The sequence below is a fragment of the Enterobacter sp. Res13-Sevr-PEC09-46 genome, assembly GCF_015672585.1.
In the GTDB taxonomy this organism is placed as follows: domain Bacteria; phylum Pseudomonadota; class Gammaproteobacteria; order Enterobacterales; family Enterobacteriaceae; genus Enterobacter; species Enterobacter hormaechei_C.
Map to the genome: position 1 here is coordinate 390,867 of NZ_JADABR010000005.1, position 15,842 is coordinate 406,708.

11 protein-coding genes are annotated in these 15,842 nt (G+C 55.5%); 10 read left to right on the top strand and 1 reads right to left on the bottom strand.

Annotated elements, in window-relative coordinates; genetic code table 11:
• Positions 1-204: 204 nt before the first annotated feature.
• The 8 genes from sdhC to sucD all read left to right on the top strand — a co-directional run bounded on the left by sdhC (position 205) and on the right by sucD (position 9,844).
• Positions 205-609: a succinate dehydrogenase cytochrome b556 subunit gene (gene sdhC / locus IMQ56_RS03125; protein WP_026080740.1), complete on the top strand. Its 405-nt coding sequence runs from the start codon at positions 205-207 to the stop codon at positions 607-609.
• On the top strand, positions 603-950 hold the full coding sequence (gene sdhD / locus IMQ56_RS03130; protein WP_003858621.1) for a succinate dehydrogenase membrane anchor subunit: 348 nt from the start codon (positions 603-605) through the stop codon (positions 948-950). The genes sdhC and sdhD overlap by 7 nt, the downstream gene beginning before the upstream one ends.
• Positions 950-2,716, top strand: a complete 1,767-nt coding sequence (gene sdhA, locus IMQ56_RS03135; protein ID WP_040117383.1) for a succinate dehydrogenase flavoprotein subunit — start codon at positions 950-952, stop codon at positions 2,714-2,716. Before sdhD ends, sdhA begins: the two co-directional genes overlap by 1 nt.
• Before the next feature lie 15 nt (positions 2,717-2,731).
• On the top strand, positions 2,732-3,448 hold the full coding sequence (locus IMQ56_RS03140) for a succinate dehydrogenase iron-sulfur subunit (protein ID WP_023303307.1): 717 nt from the start codon (positions 2,732-2,734) through the stop codon (positions 3,446-3,448).
• Positions 3,449-3,686: 238 nt separating this feature from the next.
• Positions 3,687-6,494 (top strand): 2-oxoglutarate dehydrogenase E1 component, encoded by a 2,808-nt coding sequence (gene sucA, locus IMQ56_RS03145; protein ID WP_003858615.1) that lies wholly within the window; start codon positions 3,687-3,689, stop codon positions 6,492-6,494.
• A gap of 14 nt (positions 6,495-6,508) precedes the next feature.
• Positions 6,509-7,723: a 2-oxoglutarate dehydrogenase complex dihydrolipoyllysine-residue succinyltransferase gene (gene odhB / locus IMQ56_RS03150; protein WP_196063729.1), complete on the top strand. Its 1,215-nt coding sequence runs from the start codon at positions 6,509-6,511 to the stop codon at positions 7,721-7,723.
• 85 nt (positions 7,724-7,808) lie between these two features.
• Complete coding sequence (sucC, locus tag IMQ56_RS03155; RefSeq protein WP_017384968.1) at positions 7,809-8,975, top strand: ADP-forming succinate--CoA ligase subunit beta; 1,167 nt, start codon at positions 7,809-7,811, stop codon at positions 8,973-8,975.
• Positions 8,975-9,844 (top strand): succinate--CoA ligase subunit alpha, encoded by an 870-nt coding sequence (sucD, locus tag IMQ56_RS03160; protein ID WP_003858609.1) that lies wholly within the window; start codon positions 8,975-8,977, stop codon positions 9,842-9,844. Before sucC ends, sucD begins: the two co-directional genes overlap by 1 nt.
• An 85-nt stretch (positions 9,845-9,929) precedes the next feature.
• Here the strand turns inward: sucD and IMQ56_RS03165 are convergent, their stop codons facing one another.
• Positions 9,930-10,646: a GntR family transcriptional regulator gene (locus IMQ56_RS03165; protein WP_017384967.1), complete on the bottom strand. Its 717-nt coding sequence runs from the start codon at positions 10,644-10,646 to the stop codon at positions 9,930-9,932.
• A 170-nt stretch (positions 10,647-10,816) separates the two neighbouring features.
• Between IMQ56_RS03165 and mngA the strand changes: the two genes are divergently transcribed.
• Together mngA and mngB are read left to right on the top strand one after the other, a co-directional pair.
• Entirely contained in the window at positions 10,817-12,733 is a 1,917-nt protein-coding gene (mngA, locus tag IMQ56_RS03170; RefSeq protein ID WP_040117385.1) for a PTS 2-O-a-mannosyl-D-glycerate transporter subunit IIABC, read from the top strand.
• 23 nt (positions 12,734-12,756) lie between these two features.
• On the top strand, positions 12,757-15,393 hold the full coding sequence (mngB, locus tag IMQ56_RS03175; protein WP_196063728.1) for a mannosylglycerate hydrolase: 2,637 nt from the start codon (positions 12,757-12,759) through the stop codon (positions 15,391-15,393).
• The last annotated feature ends 449 nt before the right edge of the window (positions 15,394-15,842 follow it).

A 15,842-nucleotide genomic window follows, 5' to 3' on the forward strand; every position in this document is an offset into this window, starting at 1 on the left:
CTGTATGTAGGTTAATTGTAATGATTTTGTGAACGGCCTATACTGCCGCCAGGTCTCCGGAACACCCTGCAATCCCGAGCCACCCAGCGTTGTAACGTGTCGTTTTAGCATTTGGAAGCAATGTTTTGCATGACGCGCAGTTATAGAAAAGGAACGCTGTCTGACCCGCATCGCAGTCCGGAGGAAGGAAACAATAAGAACAGCATGTGGGCGTTATTCATGATAAGAAATGTGAAAAAACAAAGACCTGTCAATCTGGATCTCAAAACGATCCGATTCCCTGTAACAGCAATAGCGTCCATTCTGCACCGTGTTTCTGGTGTGATTACGTTTGTGGCGGTCGGTATCTTGCTGTGGTTACTGGGAACCAGCCTCTCATCCCCTGAAGGATTCCTCCAGGCCTCAGCCATCATGAACAGCTTCTTCGTGAAATTTATCATGTGGGGCATTCTGACCGCGCTGGCCTATCACGTGGTTGGCGGCGTTCGCCATATGCTGATGGACTTTGGCTACCTGGAAGAGACGTTCGAGGCCGGTAAACGTACCGCTAACATTTCATTTGTGATCACTGTCGTGCTTTCACTTCTCGCAGGAGTTCTCGTATGGTAAGCAACGCCTCCGCATTAGGACGCAACGGCGTACATGACTTCATCCTGGTCCGTGCTACCGCCATCGTTCTCACCCTTTACATCATCTATATGATCGGTTTCTTCGCGACCAGCGGCACGCTGACGTGGGAAATCTGGAGTGGTTTCTTCGGATCGGCCTTCACCAAAGTGTTCACCCTGCTGGCCCTGTTCTCCATCCTTATTCATGCCTGGATTGGCATGTGGCAGGTGTTGACCGATTACGTTAAACCGCTGGCGATTCGCCTTCCGCTGCAACTGATTATTGTTGTTGCTCTGCTGGTTTACGTCATTTATGGATTTGTTGTGGTGTGGGGTGTGTAATGAAACTGCCAGTCAGAGAATTTGATGCTGTTGTGATTGGTGCGGGTGGCGCAGGTATGCGCGCCGCACTACAAATTTCCCAGAGCGGCCAGACCTGTGCGCTGCTCTCTAAAGTATTCCCGACCCGTTCCCACACTGTGTCTGCGCAGGGCGGTATCACCGTTGCGCTGGGTAATTCCCATGAAGATAACTGGGAATGGCATATGTACGATACGGTAAAAGGTTCCGATTACATCGGTGACCAGGATGCCATCGAATATATGTGTAAAACCGGCCCGGAAGCGATTCTGGAGCTGGACCACATGGGTCTGCCGTTCTCTCGTCTGGAAAATGGCACCATCTATCAGCGTCCGTTTGGCGGCCAGTCGAAAAACTTCGGCGGCGAGCAGGCGGCACGAACCGCAGCGGCGGCTGACCGTACCGGCCACGCGCTGCTGCACACGCTGTATCAGCAGAACCTGAAAAACCACACCACCATCTTCTCCGAGTGGTATGCGCTGGATCTGGTGAAAAACGCCGATGGCGCCGTGGTGGGTTGTACCGCCCTGTGCATCGAAACCGGTGAAGTGGTCTACTTCAAAGCCCGCGCAACCGTGCTGGCGACCGGCGGCGCAGGCCGTATCTATCAGTCCACTACCAACGCCCATATCAACACCGGTGACGGCGTTGGGATGGCGATCCGCGCTGGCGTGCCGGTGCAGGACATGGAGATGTGGCAGTTCCACCCAACCGGTATCGCCGGTGCGGGCGTACTGGTGACAGAAGGCTGCCGTGGTGAAGGTGGTTACCTGCTGAACAAACATGGCGAGCGCTTCATGGAGCGTTATGCGCCAAACGCAAAAGACCTTGCGGGCCGTGACGTGGTGGCGCGTTCCATCATGATCGAAATCCGTGAAGGCCGCGGCTGTGACGGCCCTTGGGGTCCACACGCGAAGCTGAAACTCGACCATCTGGGTAAAGAAGTGCTGGAATCCCGTCTGCCGGGCATTCTGGAGCTGTCCCGCACCTTCGCGCACGTCGACCCGGTGAAAGAGCCAATTCCGGTTATCCCAACCTGTCACTACATGATGGGCGGTATTCCGACCAAAGTGACCGGTCAGGCGCTGACCGTGAACGAGCAGGGCGAAGACGTGGTCATCCCTGGCCTGTTCGCGGTAGGCGAAATTGCCTGCGTATCCGTGCACGGCGCAAACCGTCTGGGCGGCAACTCCCTGCTGGACCTGGTGGTATTTGGTCGTGCGGTGGGTCTGCATCTCCAGGAGTCTATTGCCGAGCAGGGCGCGCTGCGTGATGCGACCGACGACGAAATCGATGCCTCTCTTGCGCGCCTCAACCGCTGGAACGGCAACCGTAACGGCGAAGATCCGGTGGAAATTCGTAAAGCGCTGCAAGAGTGTATGCAGCACAACTTCTCGGTATTCCGCGAAGGTGACGCGATGGCCAAAGGGCTTGAGCAGCTGAAAGCGATCCGCGAGCGTCTGAAGAATGCCCGTCTGGATGATACCTCCAGCGAGTTCAACACCCAGCGCGTTGAGTGCCTGGAGCTGGATAACCTGATGGAAACCGCGTTCGCCACTGCGATGTCGGCAAACTTCCGTACCGAAAGCCGTGGCGCCCATAGCCGCTTCGACTTCCCGGATCGTGATGACGAAAACTGGCTGTGCCATTCCCTGTATCTGCCAGAGTCGGAAACCATGACGCGTCGTAGCGTTAACATGGAACCGAAACTGCGTCCGGCGTTCCCGCCGAAGATTCGTACTTACTAATGCGGAGACAGGATAATGAAACTCGAATTCTCAGTTTATCGTTATAACCCGGATGTAGACGATGCTCCGCGTATGCAGGATTACACCCTCGAAGCGGAAGAAGGTCGTGACATGATGCTGCTGGATGCCTTAATCCAGCTGAAAGAGAAAGATCCTACGCTGTCGTTCCGCCGCTCCTGCCGTGAAGGGGTGTGTGGCTCTGACGGTGTAAACATGAACGGCAAAAACGGTCTGGCCTGTATTACGCCAATTTCAGCGCTACAGCGTTCTGGCCAGAAAATTGTGATCCGTCCTTTGCCTGGCCTGCCGGTCGTGCGTGATTTGGTGGTGGACATGGGGCAATTCTATGCACAATATGAGAAGATTAAGCCTTACTTATTGAATAATGGGCAAAATCCACCCGCTCGCGAGCACTTACAGTCTCCTGAGCAGCGTGAAAAACTCGATGGGTTGTACGAGTGTATTCTCTGTGCATGCTGTTCAACGTCATGCCCGTCATTCTGGTGGAACCCGGATAAATTTATCGGCCCTGCGGGTCTGCTGGCTGCCTATCGCTTCCTGATCGACAGCCGCGATACCGAAACCGAGAATCGTCTGGAAGGGCTAAGTGACGCTTTCAGCGTATTCCGCTGCCATAGCATCATGAACTGCGTCAGTGTGTGTCCTAAGGGGCTGAACCCGACGCGCGCCATCGGCCATATTAAGTCGATGTTGTTGCAGCGCAGTGCGTAAGTAACAACGCCGGATGGCGCTGCGCTTATCCGGCCTACGTAACAGTAGGCCCGGTAAGCGTAGCGTCACCGGGCAAATTGCAGAAACCTTTAAAAACTGCCCTGAAGTTTAGACAGTTTCTAAAGGTTCCTTCGCGGGCCAAATGAAAAGAGCTCGCAGGTGAACCCCGGCACGTACACGTGGTGTGCGTGGTAGTTTCTACGGCGAAAGTAAGCATAAAAATGCTTAAGGGATCACGATGCAGAACGGCGCAATGAAAGCCTGGCTGGACTCTTCTTACCTCTCTGGTTCAAACCAGAGCTGGATAGAACAGCTCTATGAAGACTTCTTAACCGATCCTGACTCAGTGGACGCAAACTGGCGTTCCATGTTCCAGCAGTTGCCTGGTACAGGGGTCAAACCGGATCAATTCCATTCAAAAACACGTGATTATTTCCGTCGTCTGGCGAAGGATGCCTCACGTTACTCTTCTGCGATTTCCGACCCTGACACCAATGCGAAGCAGGTTAAAGTCCTGCAACTTATCAACGCTTATCGCTTCCGTGGTCACCAGCATGCGAATCTCGATCCGCTGGGACTGTGGCAGCAGGAACGTGTAGCGGATCTCGATCCGGCTTATCACGATCTGACCGAGGCCGATTTCCAGGAAAGCTTTAACGTAGGTTCCTTTGCCATCGGCAAAGACACGATGAAGCTGGGCGATCTGATTGACGCGCTCAAGCAAACCTACTGCGGCTCCATCGGCGCGGAATATATGCACATTACCTCCACCGAAGAGAAACGCTGGATCCAGCAGCGTATCGAATCCGTGGCAGGCCACGCGAATTTCTCAGCAGAAGAGAAAAAACGTTTCCTCAGCGAATTGACCGCAGCGGAAGGCCTTGAGCGCTATCTGGGCGCGAAATTCCCTGGCGCAAAACGCTTCTCACTGGAGGGCGGCGATGCGTTAGTCCCGATGCTGAAAGAGCTGATTCGTCATGCCGGTAAGAGTGGCACGCGCGAAGTGGTGCTGGGCATGGCGCACCGTGGTCGCCTGAACGTGCTGGTTAACGTGCTGGGTAAAAAGCCGCAGGATCTGTTCGACGAATTTGCGGGTAAACATAAAGAGCACCTCGGCACCGGTGACGTGAAGTACCACATGGGCTTCTCGTCAGATATCGAAACCGAGGGCGGTCAGGTTCACCTGGCGCTGGCGTTTAACCCGTCGCACCTGGAAATCGTCAGCCCGGTGGTTATCGGTTCCGTGCGTGCGCGTCTGGATCGTCTGGACGAGCCGAGCAGCAATAAAGTGCTGCCAATCACCATTCACGGTGATGCGGCGGTCACAGGGCAGGGCGTGGTTCAGGAAACCCTGAACATGTCGAAAGCGCGTGGTTATGAAGTGGGCGGTACCGTTCGCATCGTAATCAACAACCAGGTGGGCTTCACCACCTCTAACCCGCTGGATGCGCGTTCCACCCCGTACTGCACCGACATCGGTAAAATGGTTCAGGCGCCAATTTTCCACGTTAACGCGGATGACCCTGAAGCCGTTGCTTTCGTTACCCGTCTGGCGCTGGACTTCCGTAACACCTTCAAGCGCGATGTGTTCATTGACCTCTTCTGCTACCGCCGTCACGGCCACAACGAAGCGGATGAGCCAAGTGCAACCCAGCCGCTGATGTACCAGAAAATCAAAAAACACCCGACGCCGCGTAAAATCTACGCTGACAAGCTGGAAAGCGAAAAAGTGGCGACGCTGGAAGATGCGACCGAGATGGTCAACCTCTACCGCGACGCGCTGGATGCGGGTGAATGCGTAGTGAAAGAGCTGCGTCCAATGAACATGCACTCCTTTACCTGGTCGCCGTATCTCAACCACGAGTGGGACGAGAGCTACCCGAACAAGGTTGAGATGAAGCGTTTGCAGGAACTGGCTAAACGCATCAGCACCGTGCCGGAAGCGATCGAGATGCAGTCCCGCGTGGCCAAGATCTATGGCGATCGCCAGGCAATGGCGGCGGGTGAGAAGCTGTTCGACTGGGGCGGCGCGGAAACGCTGGCCTATGCGACGCTGGTTGACGAAGGTATTCCGGTTCGTCTGTCCGGTGAAGATGCGGGTCGTGGCACCTTCTTCCACCGTCATGCGGTTGTGCACAACCAGTCTAACGGTTCAACGTACACTCCGCTTCAGCACGTGCATAACGGTCAGGGCCAGTTCAAGGTCTGGGACTCCGTGCTGTCAGAAGAAGCAGTTCTGGCCTTCGAATACGGCTACGCCACCGCAGAACCCCGCACTCTGACCATCTGGGAAGCGCAGTTCGGTGACTTCGCCAACGGTGCGCAGGTCGTCATCGACCAGTTCATCTCCTCCGGTGAGCAGAAGTGGGGCCGTATGTGCGGTCTGGTGATGCTGCTGCCGCACGGCTACGAAGGACAAGGTCCGGAGCACTCCTCCGCGCGTCTGGAGCGTTATCTGCAACTCTGCGCCGAGCAGAATATGCAGGTTTGCGTGCCGTCCACTCCGGCTCAGGTTTACCACATGCTGCGTCGTCAGGCGCTGCGCGGTATGCGCCGTCCGCTGGTAGTCATGTCACCAAAATCCCTGCTGCGCCATCCACTGGCGGTCTCCAGCCTGGAAGAGCTGGCAAACGGCACCTTCCTGCCGGCCATCGGTGAAATTGACGAGCTGGATCCGCAGGCCGTTAAGCGTGTCGTAATGTGTTCTGGTAAGGTTTATTACGACCTGCTGGAACAGCGCCGTAAGAACGATCAGAAAGATGTCGCCATCGTGCGTATCGAACAGCTTTATCCGTTCCCGCATCAGGCGATGCAGGAAGTGCTGAAACAGTACGCTCACGTTCATGATTTTGTCTGGTGCCAGGAAGAGCCGCTCAACCAGGGCGCATGGTATTGCAGCCAGCATCATTTCCGTGAAGTGATTCCATTTGGGTCTGCCCTGCGTTATGCAGGTCGCCCGGCCTCCGCCTCTCCGGCGGTAGGGTATATGTCCGTTCACCAGAAGCAGCAACAAGATCTGGTCAATGACGCGCTGAACGTCGATTAATTAAAGGATACATAATGAGTAGCGTAGATATTCTTGTTCCCGACCTGCCTGAGTCCGTAGCAGATGCAACCGTCGCCACCTGGCACAAAAAACCAGGCGACGCGGTAACCCGTGACGAAGTGCTGGTAGAAATCGAAACTGACAAAGTGGTACTGGAAGTACCGGCTTCAGCGGATGGCATTCTGGATGCAGTCCTGGAAGATGAAGGTACGACCGTCACTTCTCGCCAGATCCTGGGTCGCCTGCGTGAAGGCAATAGCGCGGGCAAAGAGTCCAGCGCCAAATCTGAAGAAAAAGCGTCTACCCCGGCCCAGCGCCAGCAGGCGTCTCTGTCCGATCAGACCAACGACGCGCTCAGCCCGGCGATCCGTCGCCTGCTGGCTGAGCACAGCCTCGATCCGGCAGCCATCAAAGGCACCGGCGTGGGTGGCCGTCTGACGCGCGAAGACATCGACAAGCATCTGGCAAAAGCGCCTTCTGAGGCGAAAGCGGAAGCGAAAGCACCAGCGGCACAGCCCGCTCTGGGCGCACGTAGCGAAAAACGCGTGCCGATGACCCGCCTGCGTAAGCGCGTGGCCGAGCGTCTGCTGGAAGCGAAAAACTCCACCGCGATGCTGACCACCTTTAACGAAGTCAACATGAAGCCAATCATGGATCTGCGCAAGCAGTACGGTGACGCGTTTGAAAAACGTCACGGTATCCGTCTGGGCTTCATGTCCTTCTACGTGAAAGCGGTAGTTGAAGCGCTGAAACGCTACCCGGAAGTGAACGCGTCTATCGATGGCGATGACGTGGTTTACCACAACTACTTCGACGTCAGCATGGCGGTTTCTACCCCGCGCGGCCTGGTTACCCCGGTTCTGCGTGACGTGGATACCCTGGGTATGGCTGACATCGAGAAGAAAATCAAAGAGCTGGCCGTGAAAGGCCGCGACGGCAAGCTGACCGTTGAGGACCTGACTGGCGGTAACTTCACCATTACCAACGGTGGTGTGTTCGGCTCGCTGATGTCTACCCCGATCATCAACCCGCCGCAGAGCGCGATCCTGGGTATGCATGCCATTAAAGATCGTCCAATGGCGGTAGACGGTAAAGTGGAGATCCTGCCGATGATGTACCTGGCGCTCTCTTACGATCACCGCCTGATCGACGGCCGCGAGTCCGTAGGCTTCCTGGTTGCCATTAAAGAGCTGCTGGAAGATCCAACGCGTCTGCTGCTGGACGTCTAGTTTTTGCAGTCTTGCCCGGCGGCGCGTTGCTTGCCGGGCCTACAAAAGCACTACCTAACGATTACCTGAAGGATGGATAGAACACATGAACTTACATGAATATCAGGCCAAACAGCTGTTTGCCCGGTATGGCTTACCGGCTCCGGTGGGTTATGCCTGTACTACCCCGCGTGAAGCAGAAGAAGCCGCGTCTAAAATCGGTTCCGGCCCGTGGGTAGTTAAATGTCAGGTTCACGCTGGTGGCCGTGGTAAAGCGGGCGGTGTGAAGGTTGTTAAGAGCAAAGAAGAGATCCGTGCGTTTGCTGAACATTGGCTCGGCAAGCGTCTGGTAACCTACCAGACAGATGCGAACGGCCAGCCGGTTAACCAGATCCTGGTGGAAGCGGCAACCGACATCGCGAAAGAACTGTACCTCGGCGCAGTCGTAGACCGTAGCTCCCGTCGCGTGGTGTTCATGGCGTCTACCGAAGGCGGCGTGGAAATCGAAAAAGTGGCGGAAGAAACCCCGCACCTGATCCACAAAGTGGCTATCGATCCGCTGGCGGGCCCAATGCCTTACCAGGGTCGTGAGCTGGCATTCAAACTGGGTCTGGAAGGCAAGCTGGTTCAGCAGTTCACCAAGATCTTCATGGGTCTGGCGACCATTTTCCTGGAGCGCGATTTGGCGCTGATCGAGATCAACCCGCTGGTGATCACCACCCAGGGCGACCTGATCTGCCTCGACGGCAAGCTGGGCGCTGACGGCAACGCGCTGTTCCGCCAGTCCGATCTGCGTGAAATGCGCGATCAGTCTCAGGAAGATCCGCGTGAAGCACAGGCTGCACAGTGGGAGCTGAACTACGTCGCGCTGGATGGCAACATCGGCTGCATGGTTAACGGTGCGGGCCTGGCAATGGGCACCATGGACATCGTTAAGCTGCACGGCGGTGAGCCAGCGAACTTCCTCGACGTGGGCGGTGGCGCAACTAAAGAGCGCGTAACCGAAGCGTTCAAAATCATTCTCTCTGACAGCAACGTGAAAGCGGTTCTGGTGAACATCTTCGGCGGTATCGTACGTTGCGACCTGATCGCCGACGGTATCATCGGCGCGGTAGAAGAAGTGGGCGTTAACGTTCCGGTTGTTGTACGTCTGGAAGGGAACAACGCTGAACTCGGCGCGAAAAAACTGGCTGACAGCGGCCTGAATATTATTGCAGCGAAAAGTCTGACGGATGCAGCTCAGCAGGTTGTTGCCGCAGTGGAGGGGAAATAATGTCCGTTTTAATTAATAAAGATACCAAGGTTATCTGCCAGGGCTTCACCGGTAGCCAGGGGACTTTCCACTCCGAACAGGCGATTGCCTACGGTACGCAGATGGTTGGCGGCGTAACGCCAGGTAAAGGCGGCACCACCCACCTGGGCCTGCCGGTGTTCAACACCGTGCGTGAAGCGGTAGAAGCGACGGGCGCAACCGCGACCGTGATCTACGTACCGGCGCCGTTCTGCAAAGACTCTATTCTGGAAGCGATCGACGCAGGCATTAAGCTGATCATCACCATCACCGAAGGCATCCCGACGCTGGATATGCTGACCGTGAAGGTGAAGCTGGACGAAGCAGGCGTGCGCATGATCGGCCCGAACTGCCCAGGCGTTATCACTCCAGGCGAATGCAAAATCGGCATCATGCCGGGCCACATTCATCGCCCAGGCAAAGTGGGTATCGTGTCCCGTTCCGGTACCCTGACCTATGAAGCGGTTAAGCAGACCACCGACTACGGTTTCGGCCAGTCCACCTGCGTGGGCATCGGCGGTGACCCGATCCCGGGCTCTAACTTCATCGACATCCTGAAGCTGTTCCAGGAAGATCCACAGACCGAAGCGATCGTGATGATCGGTGAGATCGGTGGTAGCGCGGAAGAAGAAGCGGCTGCTTACATCAAAGATCATGTGACCAAGCCGGTGGTGGGTTACATCGCGGGTGTGACCGCGCCGAAAGGCAAACGTATGGGTCACGCGGGCGCGATTATCGCAGGCGGTAAAGGTACGGCTGATGAGAAATTCGCAGCACTGGAAGCCGCAGGCGTGAAAACCGTTCGCAGCCTGGCGGATATCGGTGAAGCACTGAAATCCATCATTAAGTAAGTCCTCTCTGCTCCCCGATTGGGGCGCGTTGAAGTATAAAAAAATGTCCGTTTCGACATGGTTGGCCGCTGTAAAGCGGCCTTTTTTATTGTCTGCGTTTAGCCACCAGAGTGAATTTATAGTCGTCGGTGTTAAACACGTTGCGACTGTATTCAAATACCCGGCCGTCTTTCAGAAAGCCACGAGAGACTTTTTCCAGAATCGGTTTCGCCGGATCGAGCGCCAGGGCGGCAATCGCCTCGTCCGATGGCATGACTGGCACCAGCTCCTGCTCGCTGCGATCGATCACCATCTTTTTGATCTGCTCAATGTAATGGTATTTCGACTGTTCCATCACTTCCCAGGTGAGGTCGGGGAACATCGCCAGCGGCATCCATGTCTCTTCCAGATTCACCGGCTTTTCCCTGATGAAGCGTACGCGCTTGACGTGCCAGACCTTATCATCCGGATTGAGCGCAAGTTTTGCCGCGAGCCGCTCATCGGCTTTCACCACTTCGAAGACGCTGACGTCGCTGTGCGTATCGACGTTGCGATCCGCTAACTTTTCGTAAAAGCCGGTGAGCTGATAAATATCGTAATTCACCCGCTCCTCTTTTACATACGAGCCGCTGCCCTGAATACTTTCGATGATCTGCTCGTCGGCGAGCAGCTTCAAAGCCTGCCGCACGGTGACCCGGCTGACGCTAAACGCCTCCTGAAGGCTGGATTCCGTCGGCAGCGCGTCGCCAGGTTTTAACTCACCGGCATTAATTTTCTCGCGGAACGCATCGGCGATCTGCCGGTACATCGGTTTATTGCCCATTGTGTCGCGCCTTTTTAATACGTTTTCAGGGAATTATGCCTTCAGTGGTAAATTTGTAAATAATACAAATAAGATACAAATATCGGTGTTAGTGAAAATGATCACATAAATGTATTATCCGGTCTGCCACAATCCTCCCCAGACAATAACTTTGGATAGGTGAGGATCTTATGAACCTGACGACTCTGACCGACCCCCGTGCTGTCTGCGTGCAGGCGCAGTTTACCAGCCGTGATGAGGCAATCCGTCAGCTTGCGACGCGGCTGGTGGCGTTGGGCAAAATAGCCGACGCCGATACGTTTCTGGCAGACGTTTTCCATCGGGAATCGCTTGGCCCGACGGCGCTGGGCGAGGGGCTGGCCGTACCCCATGGTAAATCAGTGGCGGTAAACGAAGCGGCTTTTGCCGTGGCCACACTGCGTGAGCCGCTGGCCTGGGAAGGTGTGGACGGACCGGAGGAGGTCGAGCTAATTTTTCTGCTCGCCATTCCTCCCGCACAAGCGGGATCAACGCATATTCAGGTCCTGACGGAACTGACGTCTCGCCTGGCGGATGACGAGCTCAGGGCGCGCGTGATGACGGCGACCAGCGCGGAAGCGGTGCTTGCGGCGCTGGAAACAGCGCCTGACACACAAGAAACCGCCGTTGCGGAGAATGCCCCGACGATCGTCTGCGTTACCGCCTGTCCGGCCGGGATCGCCCATACCTACATGGCAGCGGAATATCTCGAAAAAGCGGGACGTAAGCTCGGCGTCAATGTGGTGGTCGAAAAGCAGGGGGCAAATGGTATTGAGGGGCGCATCACCGCGCAGCAGTTGCAGGAGGCAAAAGCGTGTATCTTCGCGGCGGAAGTGGCGATCAAAGAGCGTGAGCGTTTTCAGGGGATGCCCGCCATTTCCGTGCCCGTCGCGGAACCCTTACGCCATGCGGAAGCGCTCATTGAGCGTGCGCTGGCGCTACAGCCTGTATCCGATGCGCGTCCTGCGCACGTCGACACGGACGCGAAAAAGTGCGTTAAAACCGAACTCAAGCAGGCGCTGCTCAGCGGTATCTCCTTTGCGGTGCCGCTGATTGTCGCTGGCGGCACGGTGCTGGCGGTGTCGGTACTGCTGGCGCAAATCCTGGGCTTGCAGCATCTGTTCGATCAGGAAAATTCGTGGCTGTGGATGTACCGCAAACTGGGCGGCGGGATGCTCGGTATTCTGATGGTGCCTGTTCTGGCAGCCTATACCGCTTACTCGCTGGCGGATAAACCTGCGCTAACGCCGGGCTTTGCGGCGGGTCTTGCCGCCAATATGATCGGCTCTGGTTTTCTCGGGGCCATCGTCGGCGGGCTGATTGCGGGCTACCTGATGCGCTGGGTAAAAAACCACATCCGACTGAGTAGCCGCTACAACGGCTTTCTGACCTTTTATCTCTATCCGGTGATTGGCGTGCTGGGCGCAGGCAGCCTGATGCTGTTTGTGATCGGCGAACCGGTGGCCTGGATCAATAATGCCCTGACCGCCTGGCTTAACGGTCTGTCCGGCGCGAACGCGCTGCTGCTGGGGGCGATCCTGGGCTTTATGTGCTCGTTCGATCTGGGCGGTCCGGTCAACAAAGCCTCTTACGCGTTCTGTCTGGGAGCGATGGCCAATGGCGTATACGGGCCTTATGCGATTTTTGCCTCCGTCAAAATGGTATCGGCCTTTACCGTGACGGCATCAACGATGCTGGCTCCGAACCTGTTCAAACAGTTCGAAATTGAAACCGGCAAGTCCACCTGGCTGCTGGGGCTGGCGGGCATCACCGAAGGGGCAATTCCGATGGCTATCGAGGATCCGTTGCGGGTCATTGGCTCATTTGTTCTGGGGTCAATGGTGACCGGAGCGATTGTCGGGGCGATGGGGATTGGGCTATCCACCCCCGGCGCGGGCATTTTCTCGCTCTTCTTACTGCATGATGCCGGGCTGGGCGGCGTGATGGCCGCTGTCGGCTGGTTTGGCGCCGCGCTGGCTGGCGCCGCAATCTCTACGCTCATTTTACTGCTATGGCGACGCCAGGCCGTGAAGAGCGGCACCTACGTGACTGAAGACATACCATCGTAAACACGCACTGACAGGAAACGAAGATGAAAGCTGTATCTCGCGTTCATATCACGCCACATATGCACTGGGACCGGGAGTGGTACTTCACCACCGAAGCGTCACGTATTCTTCTGGTCAATAATATGGAAGAGATCCTCACTCGTCTTGAGCAGGACACAGAGTATAAATACTACGTACTCGACGGCCAGACGGCGGTGCTGGAAGATTATTTTGCCGTGAAACCGGAAAACAGGCCACGCGTGAAGGCGCTGGTGGCGGCCGGGAAGCTGATTATTGGGCCGTGGTATACCCAGACGGATACCACCCTTGTTTCCGGCGAGTCGATTGTCCGAAATCTGATGTACGGTATACGCGACTGTCTGGCCTTTGGCGAGCCGATGAAAATTGGCTATCTGCCGGACTCCTTCGGCATGTCTTCCCAGCTGCCGCACATTTACAATGGTTTTGGCATCACGCGCACCATGTTCTGGCGCGGGTGTTCCGAGCGGCACGGTACCGATAAAACCGAATTTCTCTGGCAAAGTCAGGACGGCAGCGAAGTGACGGCACAGGTGCTACCGCTGGGCTACGCGATTGGTAAGTACTTACCGGAGGATGAGGCCGGGCTGCGCAAACGGCTCGACACGTACTTCGAGGTGCTGGAAAAAGCCTCCGTGACGAAAGAAATTTTGCTGCCTAACGGCCATGATCAGATGCCGCTCCAGCAGAACATCTTTGCGGTGATGGATAAGCTGCGCGAAATCTATCCGCAGCGTCAGTTTGTGATGAGCCGCTTCGAGGAGGTGTTTGACCACATTGACGCGCACCGCGATGAACTGGCGACGCTGAAAGGGGAGTTTATTGACGGTAAATATATGCGGGTGCACCGGACGATAGGCTCCACGCGGATGGATATCAAAATCGCCCACGCCCGGATAGAGAATAAAATCGTCAACGTCCTTGAGCCGCTGGCCACGCTTGCCTGGACGCTGGGCTTTGAGTATCACCACGGCTTGCTGGAAAAAATGTGGAAAGAGATCCTCAAGAATCACGCCCATGACAGTATCGGCTGCTGCTGTAGTGACAAAGTGCATCGTGAGGTGATGTCCCGCTTCGAGCTGGCGGAAGACATGGCCGATAACCTGACGTGCTTCTATATGCGCAAGATTGTTGACAACATGCCGCAGAGCGAGGAAGACAAACTAGTGATGTTTAACCTCACGCCCTGGCCGCGTGAGGAAGTGATTAACACCACGATACGTCTGCGCGCCAGCCAGTTCCGCCTGCTGGACGATAGGGGGAATGAAATCCCTTACTGCCTGCGCAGCGCGCGTGAAATCGACCCCGGCTTGATTGACCGGCAAATTGTGCATTACGGCAACTACGATCCCTTTATGGAGTTTGATATCCAGCTCAATCAGATCCTGCCATCAATGGGTTACCGCACGCTCTATATCGAGCCGCACGTGGCCGGCAAGCTGCTGGCGGCAGAAAAATCGTCGGAGGCGTTGCTGGAAAATGCTTTCTGGGAAATAACGTTAAACGACGACGGCACCCTGCGTCTGCTCGATAAAGCGTCCGGGCTTATCTATGACCGCGCGCTGGAAATAGAAGAGAGCTCGGATGATGGCGATGAGTACGACTACTCGCCTTCACGGGAAGAGTGGAGACTCACTTCCGCTCAGGGCGAGCATGAGGTTGAGGTGATCCACGAGGCCTGGCAGAGCAGGGCGGTGATCCGCCATCGCATGGCGGTGCCGGCGGATCTCGCCGAACGTTCTGCGCGTCAGCAGACGGGAACGCTTGAGGCAGAACTCACGGTCACGCTCAGCCATAACAGCCGACGTATCGACGTTGAGGCGCGTCTCGGAAATCACGCGGATGACCACCGTGTGCGGGTGCTGATCCCGACGCCATTTACCACAGACACGGTGTTAGCCGATACCCAGTTCGGTTCGCTGACGCGTCCTGTACAGGATGAAGCGATGGCGAACTGGCAGGAGGAGGGCTGGAAGGAAGCGCCGCTGCCGGTGTGGAATCTGCTTAACTACGCTGTGCTCCAGGAACGGCGTAACGGAATGGCCCTGTTTACAGAAGGGTTGCGCGAATTTGAAGTGACTGGCGAGCGTCAAAAAACGTTTGCCCTGACGTTGCTTCGCGGCGTGGGGGTGCTTGGGAAGGAAGATTTACTGCTGCGCCCCGGCAGACCGTCCGGGATCAAAATGCCGGTGCCTGATTCGCAGATGCGGGGCCAGTTAACCTGTCGCTTTAGCCTGTTCAGTTTTAATGGTACGCCCGTCAGTGCTGGCGTTGCGCAGCAGGCGAAGTCGTGGTTAACGCCAGTGCACTGCTATAACAAAATCCCGTGGGATGCGATGAAGCTTAACCGCGCCTCTTTCACCACCCCTTGTAGCTATAGCCTGTTAACGCTGGCGCCTAACGGATGCGTACTCAGTGCGCTGAAAAAAGCGGAGGATCGTGACGAGATGATTCTTCGTCTGTACAACCCTGCGGAGACCCGCTCCGGTGATGTGGCTTTGTCTGTGAACCGTGAGGTCCAGGCCTGTTGCGAAACGGACATGAATGAGGTGCGCAAGGCGCAAGGGGAGGAGGGTTCAGCCATTACGGGGTCGTTCCGGCCATGCCAGTCACGCACCTTTAGCATAAAAATTGAAAGGTAATCCTCCGAACAAAATAAAGGCCGCATTCCTGCGGCCTTTATTTCATCAAATAGTCACGAAAGGGTGTTAATTTTAAGATTATTAAAGGTGAATGAAATGTAATCTTTTCGGCGGGTAGCAAAGCGAAAGAAAAATACTGTGAAGCAGATAACATTATATGGTTATCTTCCGGCAAAATGCGTTTTTTCTCGCGCGTTAATAAAAATCACAACTGTTTATATTATCTTCTGGCTTTTATAACCAATAACGCCTTTAAATATACATATTGTTAACAAGGTTTTTACTATCCGCACCACAAAGAAACATCATTAACAGCTCTGACTGTTTTTGATTTAAATCAATGTTTAATACTTGGAAAAAGGCTCCGAAAGGCGTTAAATTGTTCCCGATCAAAATGGCCGAAAAGTGGTAATTTTGCTATAAATTGATCGCCGTCGAAAAACGTAAAT